This is a genomic window from Mycobacterium sp. NPDC050041, from assembly GCF_049541695.1.
Taxonomy (GTDB): Bacteria; Actinomycetota; Actinomycetes; order Mycobacteriales; family Mycobacteriaceae; genus Mycobacterium.
The window spans coordinates 96,060-118,041 of record NZ_JBMVDG010000010.1; the positions used below are offsets into that span (position 1 = coordinate 96,060).

Consider the following 21,982-nt stretch of genomic DNA (forward strand, 5'->3'; position numbering starts at 1 on the left):
GGTCACCTCCAAAGTCTGGGCCGAGTCTACCCGCCTGCGGTGCCGCCCTCGTAGGCGCGCAGCGCCGCGGCGGCCGATTCGCGCACCCGGTGCGCCAGCGACTCCGGGGCGAGTACGCGCACCGCGGGCCCGAAGCCGAGCACGAAGCGGGCCATCCAGTCGTCGGAGGCGTAGGTCATCGCGGCCTCGCAGGCGCCGACGGGCAGCTCACGCACCACCCGCAACGGGTAGTAGTCGAACATCCACGACGCGGAGCGGTCGATGAGCAGCGTCGCCGACGGCAGCGCCGGATCGGCGGTGTCGGGGTCGAACAGCGAGGTGTCGGGCGCGGCCTCGACCGCCGGCGGCGGGGGCGCGGCGGGCTCGTCGAGCACGCGGGCCTCGACGATGCGGTCGAAGCGGAACAGCCGGACGCCTTCGGCCGACCGGCACCACGCCTCCAGATAACTGTTGTCGCCGACCAGCACCACCCGGATGGGATCGACGACGCGGCTGGTCAACACGTCGTGGGAGGCGGAGTAGTACTCGATGCTCAGCGCGCGCGCGTTGCGCACGGCGGCCCGCACCGCGGCGGCCGCCTCACTCTCCGCCGGAGCGCGCTCGTCGACGGCGGTCACCGCGTCGCCGATGTCGTGACCGGCGGCGCCGGCCGCCGATTCGATCTTGGCGATCGCGCTGCGCGCCGCCTCGGGATCGACCATTCCGGGCACGTCGACGAGTGCCCGCAGCGCCACCAGCACGCCGGTCGCCTCCGGGGAGGTCAGCCGCAGCGGATGGTCGATGCCCGCCGAGAAGGTCACTTCGATGGTGTCGCCGGAGAACTCGAAGTCGATGAGGTCGCCGGGACCGTAGCCCGGCAGCCCGCACATCCACAGCTGGTTGAGGTCCTCGCGCAGCTGCCCGACCGAGACACCGAGGTCGGACGCGGCCTCGGTGTAGGTGATCCGCGGGTTGGCCTGGAAATACGGGACCATGTTCAGCAGCCGCACCAGCCGCGTCGAGACCGCACTCACGACGTCACCCCGCTCTCGGCGTGCGCGCGTAATCGCGCCAGCACATCGTCGCGCAGCGACTGCGGCTCCAGCGCAACGGCATCGACGCCGAAGCTGGCGATCTCGCGGGCCAGCCGGTCGGTCATCCCGATATCGACGGCGATCTCCTCACCGGGACGGCCGGCCAGCGTGCGAGGCCCGATCACGGTGGCCTGCCTGCGCAGCGCGGTGGCGCGGCCGTCGGCCACCCACACCCTGGCCTGCCCGCCGGTGGGCCATTCGGCGACGGCCCGGTGCACGATGTCGCGCAGGTCCACCCCGTCGGGCCGGCGTACGGCGCCCGCCGGGCCGATGGCGGTGACCTCGGCGCCGATCCGCGACAGCCGGAAGGTGCGGGTGGCGTCGCGATCCCGGTCGTGGCCGACGAGGTACCAGCGGCCCCGGTAGGTCAGCACGCCCCACGGTTCGACGGTGCGGGTGGTGTAGGGCTCGCTGCGTGCCGGCCGGTGGCCGAACTGCACGGCGCGGCCCGCGTCGATGGCGGCCAACAGGATCCCGAGTACCTCCTCGGAGCCGCGCAACCCGGGGAGCGCCCCGGTGGAGGTGATCGCCACGCCGTCGGCGACGTCGACATCGGCGCCGGCTGCCCGCAGTTTGAGCAGGGCGCCCTGTGTGGCGGTGATCAGCTCGGGTGACTCCCACAGCTGGGTGGCGACGGCGACGGCGGCCGCCTCGTCGGCGGTCAGCTCGACGGCGGGCAGCGCGTAGGCGTCGCGGTTGATGCGGTAGCCCTCGGTGGGGTCGAACTGGGAGACCCGGCCGGTCTCCAGCGGGATGCCGAGATCGCGCAGCTCGTTCTTGTCCCGCTCGAACATCCGCGCGAAGGCCTCGTCGCTGGGGCTGTCGGCGTAACCGGCGACGACCTGACGGATGCGGTCGGCCGTGATGAACGTGCGGGTCGACAACAGCGCGATCACGAGGTTCATCAACCGTTCGACTTTGGAGGTCGCCACGCCGCCAAGCCTAGGGCTTGTGCCGTCCGTTTCCTCGCACCGGCGGGGCGGCGAGCGGGACGAAGCGACGCAGCTTCCGCTGCCCGGTTGACGCTCGAGCCGCCGATTGGTGCACCGGACGCATCGACACCGCCGTCAGAATGGACAGGACGACGAGCTCGGAGGCCGAAATGCACGGACGCCAATGCATCGCCGTGGCGCTGCTCGTCCTCGGCGCCTCGGTGGCGTGCGGACGGCAGACCGACGGTCAAGCGGCGACGCCCGCGACGGCCTTCCCCGACATCGCGCACTACCCCGAGGTCGAGTGGACCCCCTACCGCGCCGAGGACACCCGCCGGTACTTCAGCGGGTCGGCGTTCGCGACCCCCAGCGGGCAGCTGTGCTCGAAGAACACCCGCGACTACGCCCACCGGCTGTGGTGTCACGGGCCGCGGCCGGACGCCGACGGCTACTGGGACCTGTCGTTCGGACCGGGTGACGCGGCGACCGCGAAGCAGGCGGACCCGCCGGCCGGCGCGGATGCCGGTCCGTCGACGCTGCCGGTGCTGCCGCCGGGCCACCGGATCGCCCTGTCCGACGGGATGGAGTGCGCGGTCGGCGACGACGCCATGTTCGCGTGCCGCGCAGGCGAACACGGTTTCGTACTGACCCGCGCGGGCAGCAGGCTGTTCTGAGACGCCCTACATGCTCGCGATGAGCCGCTTGACCCGCTCGTCGACCGACCGGAACGGATCCTTGCACAGCACCGTGCGCTGAGCCTGGTCGTTGAGCTTGAGGTGCACCCAGTCGACGGTGAAGTCGCGGCCGGCTTCCTGTGCGGCGCTGATGAACTCGCCGCGCAGCTTGGCCCTGGTGGTCTGCGGCGGGGTGTCCACCGCCGCCTCGATGTCCTCGTCGGTGGTGATGCGGGTGGCCAGCCCCTTGCGCTGCAGCAGGTCGAAGACGCCGCGGCCGCGCTTGATGTCGTGGTAGGCCAGGTCGAGCTGGCTGATCTTCGGGTCGGACAGCTCCATGTCGTAGCGGTCCTGGTAGCGCTGGAACAGCTTGCGCTTGATCACCCAGTCGATCTCGGTGTCGACCTTGGCGAAGTCCTGGCTCTCCACCGCGTCGAGCTGACGGCCCCACAGGTCGACGACCTGCTCGATCTGGGAGTCGGGCTCGCGGGTCTGCAGGTACTCGACGGCCCGCGCGTAGTACTCGCGCTGGATGTCCAGGGCGCTGGCCTGACGCCCGCCGGCCAGCCGCACCGGGCGCCGCCCGGTCAGGTCGTGGCTGACCTCGCGGATGGCGCGGATCGGGTTGTCCAGGGAGAAGTCGCGGAACGGAACGCCTGCCTCGATCATCTCCAGCACCAGCGACGCGGTGCCCACCTTCAGCATGGTCGAGGACTCGCACATGTTGGAGTCGCCGACGATGACGTGCAGCCTGCGGTACTTCTCGGCATCGGCGTGCGGCTCGTCGCGGGTGTTGATGATGGGCCTGCTGCGGGTGGTCGCGCTCGACACGCCCTCCCAGATGTGCTCGGCACGCTGGCTGAGGCAGAACGTCGCGGCCTTGGGCGTCTGCAGCACCTTGCCCGCGCCGCAGATCAGCTGGCGCGTCACCAGGAACGGCAGCAGCACGTCGGAGATGCGGGAGAACTCGCCTGCGCGCACGATCAGGTAGTTCTCGTGGCAGCCGTAGGAGTTGCCCGCCGAGTCGGTGTTGTTCTTGAACAGGTAGATGTCCCCGCCGATGCCCTCGTCGGCCAGCCGTTGTTCGGCGTCGATGAGCAGGTCCTCGAGCACCCGCTCGCCGGCGCGGTCGTGGGTCACCAGTTGGGTGAGGTTGTCGCATTCGGCGGTGGCGTACTCGGGGTGGCTGCCCACGTCGAGGTACAGGCGCGCGCCGTTGCGCAGGAAGACGTTGGAACTGCGGCCCCACGACACCACCCGGCGGAACAGATACCGGGCGACTTCGTCCGGACTGAGCCGGCGATGGCCGTGGAACGTGCAGGTCACGCCGAATTCGGTTTCAATGCCCATGATTCGTCGCTGCACACCGTCGAGCTTACGGGGTGCCCTGTGGTAGCGGCGGGCAAGCCGTCGATCGCGCGCCGCGGCGACTGGCGTTGACAGTCCCGTCACCGAATGTCACGGCCGCCCGGTGATCGCACTGGTCCGGGCGCCGGCGGATGCGCGGGGGGCGGTGCGGAGCCTGTGGATAACGTCGGCGCCGCCGCCCCGGAATCTGTCAGCATGAGGCATGGGGGGACACACCGAGGTCGATCCGGCCCGGCTGCGGGCGTCGGCCGATTCCGTGCGGCGCGCCGCCGACGAGCTCGGCGGCTTGCCTTGGCCGACATTGGATGTCGAGGCTCTCGGCGGGTCCGACGTCGGGAGGGCGGCGGTGCCCGGGGTGCTCGCGGCCCTGGCCGCCGAACTGGCGGCGGCCCTGTGGGACTGGGCGGGCGCAGCGGTAGCCGCGGCGGCGGCGTTCGAGGGTACCGAGCAGGGCGCCGCCCACCGCTTCGGCCGGTGAGCGCACCGACCCTGGCGACGGCGTCGGGGTGGCGGCCGGACGCGCTCACGGCGCTGGCCGACGGCTGGGACACCACCGCCGCGCGCGTCGAGGAACTGCTCGCGTCGATCGTCGCCGCCTGCTCCGGTGGTGATCCGTCTGCCGGTGCTGCGGCCGAAGCCGCGCGGCGCCGGGCTGTCGAGGTGGCCGCCGACGGTCAGGCGCTGCTGCGGGCGACGACGCTGGCCGCGGTCGCCGCCCGCGACGGCGCCGGTCAGCTCGCACGGGCGCTGGCCGACGTGGTGGCGGTGGTGGACTCCGCACGGGCGGACGGATTCGTCGTGGCCGACGACGGCACCGTCTCCCCCGGCGCGGCCCCGGCGCCGCTGCTCGTCGCACTCTCCGGCGGGGACCCGTCGATCGCCCGCGGGCTGATGGTGCGCAGGGCCGCCGAACTCACGCAGGCGATCACCACCGCAATCGACCGGCTGGGCGCCGCCGACGCCGACGCCGCCCGCGACCTCGGGGAGGCGGTCGAGTCCTCCGGCGCACCCGGGCGAGCGCCCGCGGCCACGAATCCGGCTGCGAGTGCGCCGGTGTCGAGCGCCGACCTGGTGGCCGGCTGGCCCGGGCTCCCACAGCACCGCATCGCCGCGCAGATCGCGGCGATGACGCCCGGGCAGCGCCGCACCCTCGTCGACGAGTTCCCCCAGCAGGTCGGCAACACCGACGGCATCCCGTGGGACATGCGAATCGCCGCCAACCGGATCAACATCGCGCAGGCGGTCGTGGCCGAGGACGGCGCCGATCCGGCGTCGCGACGACGCATCGAGCTCTACCGCGGCCTGCTCGCCGAGATCGACGACCCCGCCCGCACCGGCGCACGTATCGACCGGCAGATCCTGGCCTTCGATCCGGCCCGGGCATCACTCGTCGAACTCACCGGGTCGCTGGCCACCGCGCGCAGCGTGGCAGTGCTGGTGCCCGGACTGAACACCACCGTCGAGGGGTCGGCGGGGACGACGCAGACCGCGCGCCGATTCGTGTCGGCCACCCGCGGCGACGTCGCGATGATCACCTACCTGGGTGGGCCGTTTCCCCGGGGCAATCCGCTGACCGGCCTCGTCGCCGCCGCCGACCCCCGGTACGCGCTGGACATGGCACCCCGGCTGGTGTCGTTCAGCCACGACGTCGACCGGGTCGTCGACGCGACCGGCCGCAGCGTGCCGGTGACGTACGTCGGGCATTCCTACGGCGGCTCCATCGTCGGCACCGCCGAGGCGCTTGGCCTGACCGGCGACCGGATCCTCTACGTCGCGGCCGCAGGGGCGGGCGTCGGCGTCGAGCATCCCGACGAATGGCACAACCGCAATCCCGACGTGCTGCGGTTCTCGATGACCGCACCGGGTGACCCGATCGAGGCCGTGCAGGGCATTCCGGGCGGTCCGCACGGCGCCGACCCCGACGAGATGCCCGGTGTGATCCGGCTGGACGCCGGCCGCTATGACGACGGCAGGCCGATGGCGGGACCGGCGGCCCACAGTGACGTGCTGAACTGGCCGTCGGACGCGTGGCGCAACGTCCTGGCGGTGATCACCGGCGACTCGGAGTCGCTGCACGGTCCCCGGGTTCGACCCAGCCGAGTCGGCGGCTGACGGCCTCGGCCGCGGCGACCGTCTGCTCGGCGACCTCGTCGAACCGGTCGTCGCCGAGGCGGTAGGACGGCCCCGACACGCTGACCGCCGCCACCACCCGCGCGTCGTCGTCGTAGACCGGTGCGGCGACGGCGTTCAGCCCGACCTCGAGTTCTTCGCTGACGCTCGCCCAGCCGCGTTCCCGCACGCCGGCCAGGTCCCGCAGCAGCGCTTCGATGTCGACGACGGTGTTCGGTGTGTACGCCTCGAGCGGACCGGCAAAGCGGTCCCGGACCTCCTGGTCGGACAGACCGGACAGCAACGCCTTGCCGCTGGAGGTGGCATGCGGTGGACACGTCTGGCCCACCCAGGTGCGCAGGCTGATCTCCGCGGGCGCGATCGACTCCACGATGTTGATCACCCGGTCGTCGGCGAGGATCGCCAGGTTGCTGGTCTCACCGACGGACTCGGTGAGGCCGTCGCAGACGTCCTGGCTCAGCTTGCCGAGGTCGAGGCGCGCCCTGCTGGCACGGGCCAGCCGCGCGATCGAGAAGCCCAGCCGGTACTTGCCGCGGCCCGACACCTGCTCGACGTAGCCGCGGGATTCCAGCACCGCGATCAGCCGTGACACCGTCGACTTGTGCACACCCAGTTCGGCGGCGATCTCGGTGACGCCGGCCTGCCCCGACTTCGCCAGGCTCTCCAGCACGAGCAGCGCCCGGTCCACTGACTGCACCGCCGCTGCCGGTCTGTCCTCGCCGTTTGCCATCGCGGGTCGATCCTATCCGGGTGGGATCGCGAAGTTGCGGACCCGGCGCTGGACGGCGGCGATCTCACGGAGACCGTCGCCGAGCAGGCTCCGGTTCAACGGCGACAACTCCGCGTAGGTGATGACGTCGCCGGGTGCGTGGCCGGCGGCGAGCTGACCGACCTGGTGGGTCATCCGGAGTCGCTGCACCATCGCGAAGACGTCGCACAGCGCGGTGACGTCGTGATCGGTGATCGCCCCCGCCTCGGCCGCGGCGGCCAGCCGGGCAGGCGTACCGCCCGCGGTCACGCCGGCGGTCAGGCCACCCCACCTGGCCAGGTTCACGATCGGCAGCACCGCGTGGTTCTTCAGGTCGAACGTGCCGCCGCGCCGGGACAGCACATCGCGCAGCGAACGGGTGCGCACCTTGCCCGACAACGCGTCGAGCAGTTGCAGGCGCAGCGTGTTCGGATGCCGGTCACGCATCCGGCGGTAGGCGGCGGGCACGGTGTGCAGGGCCGGATCACCCCACACCACCCGTCCGTCGATGAGCAGCGACGACAGGATCAGGCCCCGGTCGCGCAGCGGGTCGTCGAGCCAGCCCGTCGCCGCGCCGGACCACTGCGCGGCCGATCGGGAGAACGCGGGCCGGTCCGCGGTGGCGCCGTTGCGGTCCGACGGCAGACCGCACGCGTCGAGGATGCGGTGGGTGCGCGCGGCGAGCGCACGCAGCGAGTCCGCGGCGGGCTGCAGGTGCGTCGCCCACGACAGCGCGCTGTCCACGTCGGAGGACGGCATCGCCTCCCGGCGGGCCACCGAGCCGAGGGTCAGCCAGGCGAACCCGTCGTCCGGGGCGTCGGGCGTCTCGGCCCGCGCCAGTTCGAGCGCCTTGCGCACCAGGCTGTCGATGACGACCGAGAGGATCGCGCTGGTGGCCGACGCCTTGGTGCCGTTGCGGAACAGGTCCGCGGCGACCCCGGTCACCCGCTGGCCGACGCGGGCCAGTTCGGCGCTGTCGGCGGCCGTGGCGATCCCGCGGCGCAGCAGGAAGCTCTGCCGGGCGGACGCGGCCAGCAGATCGCCGTCCTCGAGCACGCCGACGACGTCGCCGCGCGGGGTCACCACCGGCATGTGCCGCAGACCGCACTCGAGCATCTCCATCAACACGGTCTCCGCGCTCTGGTCCGCGGTCACCGTCCGCACCGGCGCACTCATCACCGCCGAGATCGGCACGTCCACCGAGAGTCCCGCCGCGACGACCCTGCTGCGCAGGTCCCGGTCGGTGAAGATGCCGAATGCGCCGTCCGGCAGGCGAATCAGCGCATAGGACACGTGACCGGCCGTCATCTGCACCACCGCGTCACGCACGGAGGTGGCCGGCGGCACCACGAGCACGTCGCCGTGCACGAGTTCGCCGACCGCGCGGTTGTCGGTGGCAGGGGCGATCGCGGGGCGCTCGCCGGAGGTGTTCCACGCCGACGACGCCAGGAACGCCAGCCCCGCCGGCCGGGCGAACTGGGTCCGCACCGGCGCGCCAGGCAGCCGGATCAGTGTGCTCGGCACCGACGCTCGCGCGTCGAACTCCATCCCGCCGCCGGTGAGCAGCGGGGTGTAGCCGAAGATCCCGCCGCGCCCGACGGTGTCGATGACGGCGCCGTCGACGCCGGCCCGCAGGGTGACCTGACCGGAGTGCACCATCCAGACATCGTCGGGCACCCGGTCGGTGTAGTCGGCGATCAGCGCGCCGGCCGGGAACTCGACGACCGACGCGCCGGCGGCGAGCGCGGCAAGCTCCTCGTCGGGCATGGCCTGGAACGGCGTGTGCTCGGCGAGGAACGCCGGCAGGTCCGCCGGCTCAGGGGTTGCGGATGAGGTCAGCGCACTTCTCCGCCATCGTCATCACGGTGATGTTGGGATTGACCGCAGGCAGTTTCGGCATCGCCGACGCGTCGACCACCCGCAGCCGCGACACCCCCTTGACCCGCAGCTGCGGGTCGAGCACCGCCATCGGATCGTCGGCCGCGCCCATCCGGGCGGTGGCGGCCGGGTGGTAGACGGTGTTGTGGCACTGGTGGATGTAGTCGAGCAGTTCGTCGTCGGTGGTGGCGTCGGGCCCTGGTGCGAGTTCGCGCGCCGCCCAGTCGGCCAGCGCCGGCTGCTCGGCGATCCGGCGGGCGAGCCGCACCCCGGCGAGCATGATGCGTTCGTCGTAGCCCTCCGGGTCGGTGAAGTAGCGCGGGTCGACCCTGGCCCGGTCGCGGAAGTCCCGCGAGCGCAGCTGCACCGTGCCGCGGCTGCGGCCCTGCGTCACGTTGGGCGTGAGGCAGAACCCGTTGTCGGTGGTGGGGTAGCCGCGCCGCAGGGTGTTCATGTCGAACGGCACACTGCCGTAGTGCATCATCAGGTCCGGCTGGGTGACGCCCTCGTCGACGGTGGTGAACAACCCGATCTCCCACCACTGCGTCGAGGTCGTCACCATCGGCTTCGACGCCTCCCAGAACACCAGCCCCTCGACGTGGTCGTCGAGGTTGGCGCCCACTCCGGGTGAGTCGACGCGGACCGGGACACCGATCTCGCGCAGGTGCGCGGTGGGCCCGATCCCGGAGAGCATCAACAGTTTCGGCGTGTCGATGGCGCCGGCGCACAGGATCACCTCGCGGCGGGCCGCCACGGTGTCGTACCCGGTCAGGTCGGGCCGCTGATAGCGCACGCCGGTGGCGTTGCGGGCGTCGTCGAAGAGGATCTCGGCGATCCAGCAGTCGGTGCGCACCTCCAGGTTGCGCCGTTGGTCGAGGATCGGGTGCAGGTAGGCGTGTGAACTCGAGTTGCGCAGCCCGTCCTCACCGGCGTTGATCTGGAACCAGCCCGCGCCGTTGCGCACCGTCTCGCCCCGGTTGAACGCGACGGTCGGCATTCCGAGTGCCGCGGCCGCCTCGAGTACCGCTGCGCCGCAGGGATCTTCGGCAGGGACGTCACGCAGGCCGACCGTTCCGGTCAACCGGCGCATCAGCGGCAGCACCTCGTCGGCACTCCAGCCGGTCGCTCCCATCGCGGCCCACTCGTCGAGCGCCTCGGCGGGCGGCCAGAACGCGATGCACGAGTTGTGCGACGAGCAGCCGCCGAGCACCCGGGCGCGGGCGTGCCGCATGAACGAGTTGCCGCGCTCCTGGGGCTCCACCGGATAGTCCCAGTCGTATCCCGAGTCCAGCAGGTGCATCCAGTCCGAGAGCACCAGGATCGCGTCGTCGCCGACGTCGGTGGGCCCGGCCTCGATCAGGCACACCGTCACGTCGGGATCCTCGGACAGCCGGGCCGCCAGAGCGCACCCCGCGGTACCGCCGCCTGCGACGACGTAATCGAATGTGCCTGCGGGAGAAGCGGTGTCAGTCATCCAGGACGGCCTCGGCCTTCGTGGTGGCGGCATGGCTCTCCAGGCAACCGATGTGGTTGCGTCCCTTGAGGAAATACCAGAGCAGCCCCGCGCCCAGGATGACGCCGATGTAGACGAACGCGCCCCACGTGTTGTACCAGGGGTCGCCGTAGACCGCCGACCGCGGCCACGCGAGGTTGAGCGCCATACCGACACCCCAGACGACGGCCACGATGTTCACGGGCAGACCCCACCGCCCCATCGTGAAGTAGCCGCCCTCCTTCAGGTCCTTCGGCGGCCACTCACCCCGCAGGCGCTTCTTGAGCAGCGGACCGGTGACCATCAGGTACGCCAGGTAGATCATGATGATCGCGATCGACGTCAGCACCGTGAAGATCTTCGGCTGACCGATGTTGATGACCAGGATGATCACCGAAATGACGCCGATGGTGACCGCCGGGATGATCGGCGTCTGGGTCTTCGGGTTGACGGTGGCGAGCCGCTCACCGAACGGCAGCGCGTTGTCGCGTGCCATGGCGAAGGTGAGCCGGATCGCCGCGGTGTGGACGGCCAGGGTGCACACCGTCACCGCGATGACGATGCAGATCAGGAAGATGGTGCCGAGCGGACCCCACATCACCTGCTCGACGATGTACTGCAGACCGCCGGTGCTCTCGCCGAGCGCCGGATCCTCCAGGTTCGGCGCGGCCATCACGGCGAACACCAGGATGCCGCCGCCGATGACGAACGACGCCAGGATCGCGCGGAAGATCGCCTTGGGCGCGGTGCGCCGCGGCTCCACGGTCTCCTCCCCCAGCGAACTCGCGGTGTCGAACCCGTACATCACGTATCCGGAGGCGAGCGAGGCGATCAGGAATGCGGCCAGCCAGCCACCGCTCTCCCCGGCGCCGTATCCATTGGTGGAGAAGAAGATGTCCGGCCCACGCTCCACGTTCACCGCGAGCAGGAGCACGATCAGCACGGCAGCGATCAGCTCGATGAACACACCCGCGCTGTTGATCCGCGACATCAGCTTCACCCCGAGCGCGTTGATCAGCGTGGTGAACGCGATCAGGACGGTGCCCAGCAGCACGGCGTTGGCGGCGTAGTCGTAGTCGCCGGTGCCGTCGCCGATGATCTGGAAGCCGCTCCACAGCCTCGGCAGGTTGAGCTGGTATGCCAGCGCGACCGCGGAGATCGTCACGATGGACGCGGTGAGCATCAGCCAGCCCGACATCCACCCGACGAGGCGGCTGCCCAGCTTCTTCGACCAGTTGTAGACCGACCCGGCCACCGGGTACTTCGCGGCGAGTTCCATGAAGCAGAGTGCGACGGCCATCTGGCCGACGAACACGATGGGCCAGGACCAGAGGTAGGCGGGACCGGCCGTGCCGAAGCCGAAGTAGAACAGCTGGAACGTGCCCGTCAGGATCGAGATGTAACTGACGCCCGCGGCGAAGCTGGCGAACTTGCCGATGCTGCGGTCGAGGGACTCCTTGTAGCCGAAGTCCTCCATCCCGCTGTCGGCCGCGATTCCTCCCGTCGCTCCGCTCGCCCTGTTCGGTTCCTTGATCACCATGGTGGTGTCCTCTCTGCGGCTAGCCCGTGAACCAGCCGGCCGGCTTCGGCGCGACGTTGTGCCAGATGTGTTTGATCTCTTGATATTCCGCGAGCCCGGTGGGTCCGAGCTCGCGGCCATTGCCCGACTTCCCGTAGCCGCCCCACTCCGCCGCGGCGGTGTAGTAGCCGAAGTCGTTGAGCCACACCGTGCCGTGCCGCAGTGCCCGCACCACACGTTCGCCCCGCGCCGCGTCGGATGTCCGTACTCCCGCCGCGAGACCGTACTGCGTGTCGTTTCCGAGTGCGATCGCCTCGGACTCCTCGGTGAACCGCTCCACGGTCAGGATCGGCCCGAAGGTCTCCTCGGTGACGATCCGCATCGACCGGTCGCAGCGGTCGAAGATCGTCGGCAGGTAGAAGCTGCCCGCGGCCAACCCCGGATCGCTGGGCCGCGCGCCACCGGTGACGAGCACCGCGCCCTCCGAGATCCCGAGCGCGACATAGTCCTCCACCTTCGCGCGATGCGCTTCGGAGACCAGCGGGCCGGTCTCGCTGGTGGGGTCCATGCCGTGCCCGACCCGGATCTTCTCGGCGCGGCGGGCGAGTTCGGCGACGAAGTCGTCGGCAATCGACGCTTCGACGATCAGCCGCGTTCCCGACGAGCAGACCTGACCCGAGTGCAGGAACACCCCGGTGAGCACCTGGTCGACCGAGGACTCCCAGTCCGCGTCGGCGAACACGATGTGGGGGTTCTTGCCGCCGAGCTCCAACGCCACCCTGGTGACGTGCTTGGCGGCGGTCTCGGCGATGACGCGCCCGGTGGCCGCTCCCCCGGTGAAGGAGATGAGGTCGACGGCCGCGTTGTCGGTGAGTGCCTCGCCCAGGCGGGCGCCGCTGCCCTGCACCAGATTGACCACGCCGGCGGGGACACCCGCCTCGACCAGCAGGTGGGTGAACGCGATCGTGCTCAGCGGCGTCACCTCGCTGGGCTTGGCGACCATGGTGGCGCCGGCGGCCAGCGCGGGCGCGATCTTCCAGACCATCTGCAGCAGTGGGTAGTTCCACGGCGCGATCAGCACGCAGACGCCGACCGGTTCGTGCACCACCCGGCTGATCACCGTCGGGTCGCCCACGTCGACGAGTCGGTCGGACTGCGTCGCGATCAGGTGCGCGTAGTACCGGAACACCGACGTCACGTCGTCGATGTCGATCTCGCTCTCGGCCAGCGTCTTGCCTGTGTCGCGGGTCTCCAGCCGGGCCAGCCGGTCCTTGTCGCGCTGCAGAAGATCGGCGATCCGCAGCAGCAGGGCGGCACGGTCGCCGACGGCGGTGGCAGCCCACTGCCCGTCGTCGAAGGCGGCCCGCGCGGCGGCCACCGCGGCCAGCGCATCGTCGGGGGTCGCCTCGTCGACGGTCGCGGCGACGGAACCGTCGGCGGGGTTGATCACCTCCCGGGTGCCCCCGTCGGAGGCATGACGCCATGACCCTCCGATGTAGAGGTCCGGTTCACCGTCCACGACACGTCCCGTCAGTCACAGTCGAGACGGGACACTACCCACTCGTGGAACTCCGCGATGTGATGTTCGGCGGGGACGAGGACACCGCCGTGCCGGTACGCCCGCGACGCCATCGCCGGCTGCGTTCGCTCGCAGGCCTCGAAGTCCTGTTCGTTGACCCGGTGGAACAGCTCGACCGACCGGGTGACGTCGCGCCCGGAGGAGACGACGTCGCCGGTGTAGAGCCAGTCGCACTCCACGACGGTCCGCGTCGGGGACATCGGGATCATCCGGTGGAAGATGATGTGGTCGGGGACCAGGTTGATGAACACCGTCGGCTTGACCGTGATCGCGTAGTAGCGGCGGTCCTGGCCGTCGGTGATGCCCGGCAGCCGCTCGAATCCGGCCGCGCCGTCCACGGTGAAGCCGTCCACGGCCGAGCCGAATTCGGCGCCGCGGCCGATGTTCGCCTGAGCGGCCACACCGCGGGCGAACTCGGGGAGCACGCCGACGAGTTCGGGGTGGATCGAGCTGCAGTGGTAGCACTCCATGAAGTTCTCGACGATCAGCTTCCAGTTCGCGGCGACGTCGTAGACGATGCGCCTGCCGACGTCCAGCCCGCCGATGCCGTAGCGGTTGATCGCGTCGGCGTCGCCCAGGGTGCGGGTGGCCTCGGCGATCACATCGTCGAACGGTGGTGGCGTGTCGGACAGGCACACCCACGCGTAGCCGAGCCATTCGGTGAGGGCGACGGGGACGAGCCCGAACCGGTAGCGGTCGATCGGCGCGCCGTCGTCGTCGGTCAGCGTCCCGATGTTCGGCGCCGCGACGAGCTTGCCGTCGAGGGCATAGGTCCAGGAGTGGTACGGGCAGCGCAGGTTGCGCCGCAGTTCGCCCGCGTCGTCGGTGCAGAGTTGCGCGCCGCGGTGGCGGCAGATGTTGAGGAACGCCCGCAGCAGCCCGTCTCGTCCCCGCACCAGCAGCACGCTCTCCCTGCCCACCTGCACCTTGCGGAACATGCCGGGGGTGGCGAGTTCGGCGGACCGCACCGCGCAGAACCACATGTCCTCGAAGATGTGTTCCTGCTCGGCGGCGAACACCCGGTCGCTGGTGTAGTACTCGCCGCGCAGGGTGGCGCGCAGTCCCGAGGGCGGTTGCAGGGTCGTCATGTCGTCACCAGTCGCCGGGGGTCGAACAGCGTGATCGGGTGGCGGGTGGCGCCGTCGGTGGCCAGGTCGGCGAGGATCTCGCCCACCACCGGAACGAACTTGAAGCCGTGCCCCGAGAAGCCGCATGCCACGGTGACGTTCGCACTATCGGGGTGGCGGGCGATCACGAAGTGCTGATCGGGGGTGTTGGAGTACATGCACGTCGCCGAGTGCAACAGCGGCCCGTCCAGGGCGGGCAGCAATTCGGCGGCCTTGGCGCGCATCTCGCCGATCTCGCGGTCGTGCACCTCGCGGTCGATGGTCTCGGGCGTGCAGACCACACCGCGGCGGAAGAACGCGACCTTCACTCCCCCGGCCGGGCCGTCGATCGCCGGGAACCCGTAGATCTGCTCGCCACCGCTGTCCTCGGCGATGAAGATCGGCTGGTCGGCGAAGGCGTCGGCGCCGCCGACCGGGTCGAACCAGTACAGCACCTGCCGTTCGACGGTGATCGGGATGCCGAACTCCGCCAACAGCTGTGGCGCCCAGGCGCCCGGGCAGACGACGAGCTGGCCCGCGGTGTAGCTGCCCTGCGTCGTCGTCACCGAGACACCCCCGGCGGTCTCCGCCCAGTGCTGCACCTCCTCGCCGAAGGACAGGGTGGCCCCTGCCTGTCCGGCGAGGTCGATGTGGGCCTGCACGGTCAGCTCGGGCCTGGCGAATCCCGCCTTGGCCTCGTAGAGCGCGATGTCACCGTTGCGGGGCGTGAAATTCGGTTGCCTGCGCCGGATCTCGGTGGCGTCGAGCACCTCGTGCGGCAGGTCCCATTCCCGGCTGGCGCGCAGACTGCCTGCGACGGTGAGGCTGTCGGGCGGCCCGATGAACAGCCCTCCGGTCAGCCGGAACACCTCGCGGCCGGAGTCGGCGGCGAGCTCGCCCCACAGCTCGTAGGCGCGCAGCAGCAGGGGGACGTAGGCGGGGTCCTCGAAGTAGGACTGCCGGATGATCCGTGACCCGCCGTGGCTGGAGCCGCGGTCATGCGCCGGGCTGAACTTCTCCAGCCCCAGCACGCGCTGTCCGCGGGCGGCGAGGTGGTAGGCGGCCGCGCTACCCATCCCGCCGAGACCGATCACGATGACGTCGTATGTCATGGCCTACCTTCTGATCCGGGCCATCTCGGGGTCCACCACCGGTTCGGCGTGAACGGCAGCGGTGTGCCGCGTTCCGCGGTAGTCCACGCAGACCCCGGCGCCGTCTGCGGTGTCGGTGGGCAGCCAGGCGTAGGCGATGGTGCGGCCGACGGTCGGCGAGTATCCCGCGCTGGTCACGTAGCCCACGCACTCCGCGCCGACGTACACCGGCTCCTTCCCGAGCACCACTGCCGCCGGGTCATCGAACACGATGCTGCGCAACGTGTTCGGCGGCGATTCCGCGGACTCGAGCGCCGCTTTGCCGACGAAGTCCTCCTTGGCCATCCGGACGGCGAACCCCAGCCCGGCGGCCGCGGGAGAGTGTTCGCCGGTGACGTCGGTGCCCCAGCTGCGGTAGCCCTTCTCGATGCGCAGGCTGTTGAAGGCGATCCGGCCCGCGGCGATGACGCCGTGGTCGTGGCCGGCCTCGAAGAGCAGGTCCCACAGCGCCGCGCCATACTGCGCGTCGGTGTAGATCTCCCAGCCCAGTTCGCCGACGTAGGAGACGCGCAGCATCGTCACCGGCAGCGCGTCGAGGTGGGTGTGCACCGCGCGGAAGTACGGGAAGGCCGCGTGGGAGAGGTCGTCGGGGCACAGCGGCTGCACGAGGTCGCGGGCCAGCGGCCCCCACACGCCGACGCAGCAGGTGCCGCCGGTGATGTCGCGCAGTGTCACATCGGGCGGCAAATGGCGTGCCAGCCAGTCGAAGTCGAGCGGCGAGTTGGCGCCCACCTGGAAGGTGGTGTCGGCGAGCCGGGTGACCGTGAGGTCGCTGCGGACGCCCCCGGTGTGGTCGAGCAGCAGGCTGTAGGTGACCGAGCCGACGCTCTTGTCGACGTTGTTGGTGGTCATCCGCTGCAGGAAGGCGGCGGCGCCCGGTCCGGCGATCTCGTAGCGGGTCAGCGGCGTCATGTCGTACATCGCCACCCGGTGCCGGGTCCAGTGCGCCTCGGCGATCGAGATCGGCGACCAGAACTGCGCCGACCAGTCGTCGCGCTGCGGGATGTCGAGGCCGTCGATGCGTTCGGCCAGCCCGGCGTTGGCCTCGAACCAGGCCGGACGCTCCCAGCCGCCGCCCTCGTAGAAGTAGGCGCCGAGTTCGCGGTGCCGGGCGTGGAACGGGCTGGTGCGCAGCCCCCGCAGGGCCGTGCGGTACTGGTGCGGGTGGATGACGTCGTAGACCTCGACGAAGGCCTGTGAACTCGTCTGCGCGATGAACTTCGGGCTGCGCGCCACGTCCTCGAACCGGTACAGGTCGCATTCGTGAACGTCGATCGAGGGCGTGCCGTCGACGATCCACTCCGCGGTGGCCTTCGCCACCCCGGCCGAATGCGTCACCCAGACGGCCTCGGCCACCCAGAAGCCGTTGAGCTCACGGTGCTCGCCCATCAGCGACAATCCGTCCGGGGTGAACGAGAAGATGCCGTTGAACGCCTCCTCGACCTTCGAGTCGTCCAGCGCGGGAAGAAGTGCGGTCGCCTCGGCCCACGCGGGGGCGAAGTCCTCGTCGGTGAACGGCAGCATCGAGGGCATGGCTTCGCCGCCGGTGTCCGCGGACAGGCCGGCCATCTCCACCGGCATCGGGCGGTGGGCGTAGGACCCGATCCCGATGCGGTCGACGTGTTCGCGGAAGTACAGGTCGGCGTCCTGGTGGCGCAGGATGGGCAGGCCCGCCTCGAGCGCTTCGCTGTTGCGGCCGACCAGCGGGGCCACCTGGCCGGTCGTCGCGTACTGGTGGGCCATCGGCACCAGCGGCAGCACCAGGCCGACGTGCCGGGCGAGTTGTGCGCCCCAGAATCCCGCGGCGCAGACGACGATGTCGGCGGGCAGCACCCCGTCGGCGGTGCGGACGCCGGTCACCCGGCCGGCGTGGTCGACGATGCCGAGCACCTCGGTGCCGGCCATGAATGTCGCGCCGCGTGCCATCGCGCGCCGCGCCTGCGCCTCTGCGGCGCGCACCGCCTTCGCCAATCCGTCTGTGGGCGTGTGGAATCCGCCGAGGACCCGATCTTTGTCGAGCAGCGGGTGAAGCGCGAGGCATTCGTCGGCGGTGACCAGTTCACCCCGGATGCCCCATGCCTGCGCCCAGCCGGCTTTGCGGTGCAGGTCGGCCCACCGCTGCGGTGTCGTGGCGATCTCGAGTCCGCCGACCGGGTTGAACGCCCAGCCGCCCGGGTGTTCGAGGGTGCGGAACTTCTCGACGGTGTAGCGGGCGAAGGCCGTCATCGTCTTGGACGGGTTGGTCTGGAACACCAGGCCGGGCGCGTGCGACGTCGACCCACCGGTGGCGAAGAGCGGTCCGCGGTCGACAACCGTCACGTCGGCGCACCCGCGCGCGGTGAGTTCGTCGGCCAGCGAGGTGCCGACGATCCCGGCTCCGATCACGACGATTTTCGGCATAAATGAACCGCTTTCCGGACAAATGTGGACTATTTGTTGCATATCACGCAACGTGATGTTCTATACGCAACACATCCTCGTCTTCGTGTGCCCTCGCGTCAACTCGGACACGCGGGCAGACGTTTGACACCTCGCGCAACGGCTAGCCTGAGCGCAGCCGGATTTAAGGCAGCGGCGACGACCTGGGTTTACGCCACGCGCTGCCGATCAGTTCCCAGTGGACCGGCCACACGCTCGCACCACATCGAACCCGGTGCCCTACGGCAACGGATTCGAGATATGTCTGTGAACAGCAGCGGCGCCACCGGCCTGCACTACGACGCGCGAGACCTGACCGACCTCTTCGAGCGCACCGCCAGGACCATCGCCACGTCGGTGGAAACCCGCAAGAAAGCACAGGCGATACGGAGTGCGCGGCGGACCGCGTCGCCCCCCCGTGAGGTGACTTAGTCCGCCGGCTTGTCCTCGGCCGCGGCGCCACCGGCGTCAGCCTGCGTGGTCTCGGGCAGCAGCGCCTCCAGTGCAGAACCGGTGATCCGCCGGAACGCCCGGCGGGGCCGGTTCGCATCCAGGATCGCGACCTCCAGCGTCGACACCCCGAGCGTGCGGGCCTCGCTGCCGTTGCCGCCTGCGCCCGCGCTCAGCGCCGCCACCGCGATCTTCACGGCGTCGCCCAGTTCGGCGTTCTCCGTGTAGGAGTCGTTGAGCGCCGTCAGGATCGGCTCGGTGGTACCGCCCATCACCACGAAATAGGGTTCGTCCGCGATGGAGCCGTCGTAGGTGATCCGATAGAGCTCCGGCGCCTTGGTCTCGCCGTAGTGCGCCACCTCGGCGACGCACAGCTCCACCTCGTACGGTTTGGCCTGCTCGGTGAAGATGGTGCCCAGCGTCTGGGCGTACACGTTGGCGAGCTGGCGGCCGGTCACGTCGCGGCGCGAGTACGCATAGCCCTGCGTGTCGGCGAACCGGATCCCGCCGCTGCGCATCGTGTTGAACTCGTTGAACCGGCCGACCGCGGCGAAGCCCACCCGGTCATAGAGCTCGCTGACCTTCTGCAGTGACCGCGACGGGTTCTCGGCGACGAACAGCACACCGCCCTCGTACGCCAGCGCGACCACGCTGCGGCCCCGGGAGATACCTTTGCGCGCCAGCTCCGACCGCTCGCGCATCGCCTGTTCGGGCGAGATGAAATAGGGGAAGCTCACGAATCTGTACCTCGCGGCGCATGCGCATCAGGGCCGAATGTGTCGGCGCGGGAACGACTCTGGATGACCTCGCGGGCGAGGGTGGCGATGTGCTCCTGGCTGACCTCTTCGGCGCCTTCGGCGCCGAGGACCACCGCTGTCGGATATATGCCACGCACGAGATCGGGCCCACCGGTGGCCGAGTCGTCGTCCGCGGCGTCATACAGCGCCTCGATGGCCACGCGCAACGCCGAATCAGCGTCGTGCACCTGCGCGTACAGCTTCTTGATCGCCGACTTGGCGAACAGTGAGCCGGAGCCGACGGACTGGTAGCCCTCTTCCTCGATGTTCCAGCCACCGGCAGCGTCGAACGACACGATGCGGCCGGCCCCCTGCGGGTCGGGATCGTCGAGATCGAATCCGGCCAGCAGCGGCAGCGCGATGAAGCCCTGCAGCGCCGCGCCGAGATTGCCGCGCACCATGGTCGCCAACCGGTTCACCTTGCCGGGGAACGTCAGCGGGACGCCCTCGATCTTCTCGTAGTGCTCGAGTTCGACGGCGTACAACCGGGCGAACTCCACCGCGATCGCCGCGGTGCCCGCGATCCCCGTCGCCGTGTAGTCGTCGGTGATGTACACCTTCTGCACGTCACGACTGGCGATCATGTTGCCCTGGGTGGCGCGCCGGTCACCGGCCATCACCACGCCGCCGGGGAACTTCAGCGCGACGATCGTCGTGCCGTGCGGCACCGCGTCCGTGGCCCGCCCGACGTGCTCCGCGCCGCCGCCGAACGGCAGCAGATGGGGCGCCTGCCTGCGCAGCATGTCAGAGAACGACGACAGGTCCACCGGTACGGCGGGTGCCCCAGGGGTCGGGAGGGTGAATCGGGCGAAGGCCTGGTGATCGTGCGGCCAGGTCACTGTCCGCCCTTCTGGACGTACGCACGCACGAAGTCTTCGGCGTTCTCCTCCAGGACGTCGTCGATCTCGTCCAGCAGGTCGTCGGTCTCCTCGGTCAGCTTCTCGCGACGCTCCTGGCCGGCGGCCGTGCTGCCGGTGACGTCGTCGTCCTCACCGCCACCACCACCGCGCTTGGTCTGCTCCTGAGCCATCGCTGCCTCCTGCACATGTCATCTCGGTGAACGAAGCCGCGCACCGGTTCTTTCACATTACCGGTCGGAGTCCCGATTGCCCGGGATAGCCGGATCAGTTGGTGAGCTGCGCGACGAGTTCGGCGGCGCTGTCCACCGAATCGAGCAGGGCCCCGACGTGGGCCTTGCTGCCCCGCAGCGGCTCGAGCGTCGGAATCCTGACGAGTGAATCGCCGCCCAGATCGAAGATCACCGAGTCCCAGCTTGCCGCGGCGATGTCGGCGCCGAACCGGCGCAGGCACTCCCCGCGGAAGTACGCCCGGGTGTCGGTCGGCGGGTTGTCCACGGCGTCGATCACCTGCTGCTCGGTGACCAGACGCTTCATCGACCCGCGGGCCACCAGCCGGTTGTAGAGGCCCTTGTCGAGCCGCACGTCGGAGTACTGCAGGTCGACCAGGTGCAGGCGCGGCGCCGACCAGCTGAGGTTCTCGCGGTTGCGGAAGCCCTCCAGCAGCCGCAGCTTGGCCGGCCAGTCCAGGATCTCGGCGCACTCCATCGGGTCGCGCTCGAGCAGGTCGAGCACCGCCGCCCAGGTCTCCACGACATGGGACGCCCGCGGGTCGGGGTCGCGCGAGTCCACCATCTTGGCCACCCGGTCCAGGTAGATGCGTTGCATCGCAAGGGCGGTGAGCTCGCGGCCGTCGGCCAGCGCCACGGTGGCCCGCAGCGACGGGTCACGGCTGATCACGTGGACGGCGTGCACCGGCCTCGCCAACGCCAGGTCGGTGAGGTCGACGCCCTCCTCGATCAGGTCGAGCACCAGGGAGGCTGTGCCCACCTTCAGGTAGGTGGACGTCTCGGCGAGGTTCGCGTCGCCGATGATCACGTGCAGCCTGCGGTACTTGTCGGCGTCGGCGTGCGGCTCGTCGCGGGTGTTGATGATGCCGCGCTTGAGCGTGGTCTCCAGGCCGACCTCGACCTCGATGTAGTCGGCGCGCTGGGTGAGCTGGAATCCCGGCTCGTCGCCCGCCGCGCCGATGCCGACCCGCCCGGACCCGGTGACCACCTGCCGCGACACCAGGAACGGCGTGAACCCGGCGATGATCGCCGAGAACGGCGTCTGCCTGCTCATCAGGTAGTTCTCGTGCGACCCGTACGACGCGCCCTTGCCGTCGACGTTGTTCTTGTAGAGCTGCAGCCTGGCCGCACCGGGAACGCTCGCCACGTGCCGGGCGGCGGCCTCCATCACCCGCTCGCCGGCCTTGTCCCAGATCACCGCGTCCATCGGGTCGGTCACCTCGGGCGCCGAGTACTCCGGGTGGGCGTGGTCGACGTAGAGGCGGGCGCCGTTGGTGAGGATCATGTTGGCCGCACCGACCTCGTCGGCGTCGACCACCGGCGGCGGCCCGGCCGAGCGGCTCAGGTCGAATCCGCGGGCGTCGCGCAGCGGGGACTCCACCTCGTAGTCCCACCGGGTGCGCTTGGCGCGCTGGATGCCTGCGGCGGCGGCGTAGGCCAACACCGCCTGCGTGGACGTGAGGATCGGATTCGCGGTCGGATCGGACGGCGAGGAGATGCCGTACTCGACCTCCGTTCCGATGATCCGTTGCATGCCGTCAGCCTAGGCGACGGCCGCGACGGGGCGGTGACCGACGGTG

Annotated in this window: 19 protein-coding genes; 4 read left to right on the plus strand and 15 right to left on the minus strand. The window is 70.4% G+C overall.

All coding sequences use genetic code 11. The annotated features are described in order from the left end of the window. Positions 1–26: 26 nt before the first annotated feature. Complete coding sequence (locus ACPCHZ_RS24930) at positions 27–1,013, minus strand: helix-turn-helix transcriptional regulator (protein ID WP_423487206.1); 987 nt, start codon at positions 1,011–1,013, stop codon at positions 27–29. Beyond that, positions 1,010–2,005: a helix-turn-helix transcriptional regulator gene (locus ACPCHZ_RS24935; RefSeq protein ID WP_423487207.1), complete on the minus strand. Its 996-nt coding sequence runs from the start codon at positions 2,003–2,005 to the stop codon at positions 1,010–1,012. The genes ACPCHZ_RS24930 and ACPCHZ_RS24935 overlap by 4 nt, the downstream gene beginning before the upstream one ends. 170 nt (positions 2,006–2,175) lie before the next feature. On the opposite strand from ACPCHZ_RS24935, the gene ACPCHZ_RS24940 reads away from it, so the two are divergent. Next, entirely contained in the window at positions 2,176–2,679 is a 504-nt protein-coding gene (locus ACPCHZ_RS24940) for a hypothetical protein (RefSeq protein WP_423487208.1), read from the plus strand. A 6-nt stretch (positions 2,680–2,685) separates the two neighbouring features. Here the strand turns inward: ACPCHZ_RS24940 and pafA are convergent, their stop codons facing one another. Beyond that, the gene (gene pafA / locus ACPCHZ_RS24945) at positions 2,686–4,044 is read right to left on the minus strand and encodes a Pup--protein ligase (RefSeq protein WP_264012757.1); all 1,359 of its coding nucleotides are present in this window, start codon (positions 4,042–4,044) and stop codon (positions 2,686–2,688) included. Between the two features lie 205 nt (positions 4,045–4,249). Here pafA and ACPCHZ_RS24950 point away from each other — a divergent pair, with 205 nt between their 5' ends. Together ACPCHZ_RS24950 and ACPCHZ_RS24955 are read left to right on the plus strand one after the other, a co-directional pair. After that, positions 4,250–4,525: a DUF7162 family protein gene (locus ACPCHZ_RS24950; RefSeq protein ID WP_423487209.1), complete on the plus strand. Its 276-nt coding sequence runs from the start codon at positions 4,250–4,252 to the stop codon at positions 4,523–4,525. After that, the gene (locus ACPCHZ_RS24955; protein WP_423487210.1) at positions 4,522–6,159 is read left to right on the plus strand and encodes an alpha/beta hydrolase; all 1,638 of its coding nucleotides are present in this window, start codon (positions 4,522–4,524) and stop codon (positions 6,157–6,159) included. Before ACPCHZ_RS24950 ends, ACPCHZ_RS24955 begins: the two co-directional genes overlap by 4 nt. On the opposite strand, the gene ACPCHZ_RS24960 is transcribed toward ACPCHZ_RS24955, so the two are convergent. Genes ACPCHZ_RS24960 through ACPCHZ_RS24995 form a run of 8 tightly spaced genes read right to left on the minus strand, consistent with a single transcriptional unit; the run spans position 6,098 to position 18,050 of the window. After that, positions 6,098–6,907 carry an IclR family transcriptional regulator gene (locus tag ACPCHZ_RS24960; RefSeq protein ID WP_364980881.1) on the minus strand — a complete coding sequence of 270 codons (810 nt, stop codon included), beginning with the start codon at positions 6,905–6,907 and terminating at the stop codon, positions 6,098–6,100. The genes ACPCHZ_RS24955 and ACPCHZ_RS24960 overlap by 62 nt on opposite strands. Positions 6,908–6,919: 12 nt before the next feature. Next, the gene (locus ACPCHZ_RS24965; protein ID WP_423487211.1) at positions 6,920–8,692 is read right to left on the minus strand and encodes a putative nucleotidyltransferase substrate binding domain-containing protein; all 1,773 of its coding nucleotides are present in this window, start codon (positions 8,690–8,692) and stop codon (positions 6,920–6,922) included. A 49-nt stretch (positions 8,693–8,741) separates the two neighbouring features. Beyond that, positions 8,742–10,277, minus strand: a complete 1,536-nt coding sequence (locus ACPCHZ_RS24970; protein WP_423487212.1) for a GMC family oxidoreductase — start codon at positions 10,275–10,277, stop codon at positions 8,742–8,744. Beyond that, positions 10,270–11,835: an APC family permease gene (locus ACPCHZ_RS24975; protein WP_423487213.1), complete on the minus strand. Its 1,566-nt coding sequence runs from the start codon at positions 11,833–11,835 to the stop codon at positions 10,270–10,272. The genes ACPCHZ_RS24970 and ACPCHZ_RS24975 overlap by 8 nt, the downstream gene beginning before the upstream one ends. Positions 11,836–11,854: 19 nt before the next feature. Continuing rightward, on the minus strand, positions 11,855–13,333 hold the full coding sequence (locus ACPCHZ_RS24980; protein WP_423487214.1) for an aldehyde dehydrogenase family protein: 1,479 nt from the start codon (positions 13,331–13,333) through the stop codon (positions 11,855–11,857). A gap of 11 nt (positions 13,334–13,344) precedes the next feature. Then, positions 13,345–14,481, minus strand: coding sequence for an aromatic ring-hydroxylating oxygenase subunit alpha (locus ACPCHZ_RS24985; RefSeq protein WP_423487215.1), 1,137 nt, complete (start codon positions 14,479–14,481; stop codon positions 13,345–13,347). Next, positions 14,478–15,611: an N-methyl-L-tryptophan oxidase gene (solA, locus tag ACPCHZ_RS24990; RefSeq protein WP_423487216.1), complete on the minus strand. Its 1,134-nt coding sequence runs from the start codon at positions 15,609–15,611 to the stop codon at positions 14,478–14,480. The genes ACPCHZ_RS24985 and solA overlap by 4 nt, the downstream gene beginning before the upstream one ends. Before the next feature lie 3 nt (positions 15,612–15,614). After that, positions 15,615–18,050, minus strand: a complete 2,436-nt coding sequence (locus tag ACPCHZ_RS24995; protein ID WP_423487217.1) for a GcvT family protein — start codon at positions 18,048–18,050, stop codon at positions 15,615–15,617. Between the two features lie 279 nt (positions 18,051–18,329). On the opposite strand from ACPCHZ_RS24995, the gene ACPCHZ_RS25000 reads away from it, so the two are divergent. Continuing rightward, complete coding sequence (locus ACPCHZ_RS25000) at positions 18,330–18,500, plus strand: hypothetical protein (RefSeq protein WP_423487218.1); 171 nt, start codon at positions 18,330–18,332, stop codon at positions 18,498–18,500. Here the strand turns inward: ACPCHZ_RS25000 and prcA are convergent. From prcA to dop, 4 genes are all read right to left on the minus strand, one after another. Beyond that, entirely contained in the window at positions 18,497–19,255 is a 759-nt protein-coding gene (prcA, locus tag ACPCHZ_RS25005) for a proteasome subunit alpha (RefSeq protein WP_423487219.1), read from the minus strand. The genes ACPCHZ_RS25000 and prcA overlap by 4 nt on opposite strands. After that, positions 19,252–20,154, minus strand: a complete 903-nt coding sequence (gene prcB / locus ACPCHZ_RS25010) for a proteasome subunit beta (protein WP_423487220.1) — start codon at positions 20,152–20,154, stop codon at positions 19,252–19,254. The genes prcA and prcB overlap by 4 nt, the downstream gene beginning before the upstream one ends. Continuing rightward, the gene (locus tag ACPCHZ_RS25015) at positions 20,151–20,345 is read right to left on the minus strand and encodes a ubiquitin-like protein Pup (RefSeq protein ID WP_264010673.1); all 195 of its coding nucleotides are present in this window, start codon (positions 20,343–20,345) and stop codon (positions 20,151–20,153) included. Before ACPCHZ_RS25015 ends, prcB begins: the two co-directional genes overlap by 4 nt. Before the next feature lie 94 nt (positions 20,346–20,439). Further along, positions 20,440–21,936, minus strand: coding sequence for a depupylase/deamidase Dop (gene dop / locus ACPCHZ_RS25020; protein ID WP_364980914.1), 1,497 nt, complete (start codon positions 21,934–21,936; stop codon positions 20,440–20,442). Between the last annotated feature and the right edge of the window lie 46 nt (positions 21,937–21,982).